Origin of the sequence: Nguyenibacter vanlangensis, from assembly GCF_013376155.1 — a bacterium.
GTDB classification, from domain to species: domain Bacteria; phylum Pseudomonadota; class Alphaproteobacteria; order Acetobacterales; family Acetobacteraceae; genus Gluconacetobacter; species Gluconacetobacter vanlangensis.
The window spans coordinates 1-1,027 of sequence record NZ_JABXXP010000882.1; the positions used below are offsets into that span (position 1 = coordinate 1).

The 1,027-nt window shown below is 69.0% G+C and carries 1 protein-coding gene; it reads left to right on the forward strand.

The annotated features are described in order from the left end of the window. The first annotated feature begins 292 nt into the window (after window positions 1-292). Window positions 293-730 carry a hypothetical protein gene (locus HUK84_RS23370; protein WP_246285791.1) on the forward strand — a complete coding sequence of 146 codons (438 nt, stop codon included), beginning with the start codon at window positions 293-295 and terminating at the stop codon, window positions 728-730. Window positions 731-1,027: the final 297 nt, after the last annotated feature.

A 1,027-nucleotide genomic window follows, 5' to 3' on the forward strand; every position in this document is an offset into this window, starting at 1 on the left:
GGCGCGGCATGGGCGGCCCCGGCGCACAGCACGGCGCACAGGCCGAACAGGGTCGGCCGGAAGGTCGGAACGACGCCACGGGCAGCGGCACGGATAAGATCGGTCATACTCGCGGTCCGGGTCCTATGCGCGGGCCGGGCCCAGGCGCGGTGCGGAAAAAACATGCCTCGTTGCCTAGCCGATCAGGCGGGACATGACCAGCCCCCGCCCGGAGGGAAAACCGTCCACGACCGGTGAACGCCGCAGCTTCCCATGCGATACTGGGTCAGCCACAACAGGCGAGGGTTTTCCCATGACCGACCATGTTCCATCCTCTCGGCATGCCGGCCTGGCGATCGCATGCGTGGTGCTGGCGATGTCCGCCCTGGTGATGTCCACGCGGGTGATGCCCGCCTTGGCCGCGCCGCCGCGCGGTGCGCAGGTGGCCATTCCGCATTCGGCCTATCCGGACGGGACGGGGGATTCGCTGATCGACCGGCTGAACGCCGCGCAACTGGCGCCGAATTATCGCGGCCCGGTCTATTATCCCGGTCAGCCGGCCCCGCCGGCGCAGCCCCTGAATCCGCAGGACCTGCCCCCCAATGTCCCGCAGGTCGTCCCGCCGCCGTCACCGGGCATGGGGGCGCCGCAACCATCGATGCAGCCGCTGATGCGAGCGCCGATGGGGGCACCGATGAGGGCGCCGATGGGGCCGTCGGCCCCGCCCTGCGCGGCGGGCCAGTTGTGCTGAGTGGAGCGCCTGTCATGGCGTCCGTCATAATTTCGCTATAATTCGGATCGAGACAGGTCTGTGTGGCGTCGGTGCGTGATGCAAAATGTTCCCGGCGCCACACTTTCTTTTCTTCCGCCCGCGTTACAGCCGCCACAGCAGCGGGGTATGCGACAGGAAGATCACCCCCAGACCGGCGACGAACAGCGTCTTGAGCGCCAGCGGGCCGCCTGCCTCGACCAGAGCGTCCAGGGTCGCGATCCGCATGAACGGATCGACCGGCGGCACGGGCCGGCCGCGCGCGTCGAGCGGCATGGG

Bases quoted from the DNA above. Each gene is read 5' to 3' on its own strand.
- HUK84_RS23370 (WP_246285791.1), top strand. From the start codon at position 293: ATGACCGACCATGTTCCATCCTCTCGGCATGCCGGCCTGGCGATCGCA.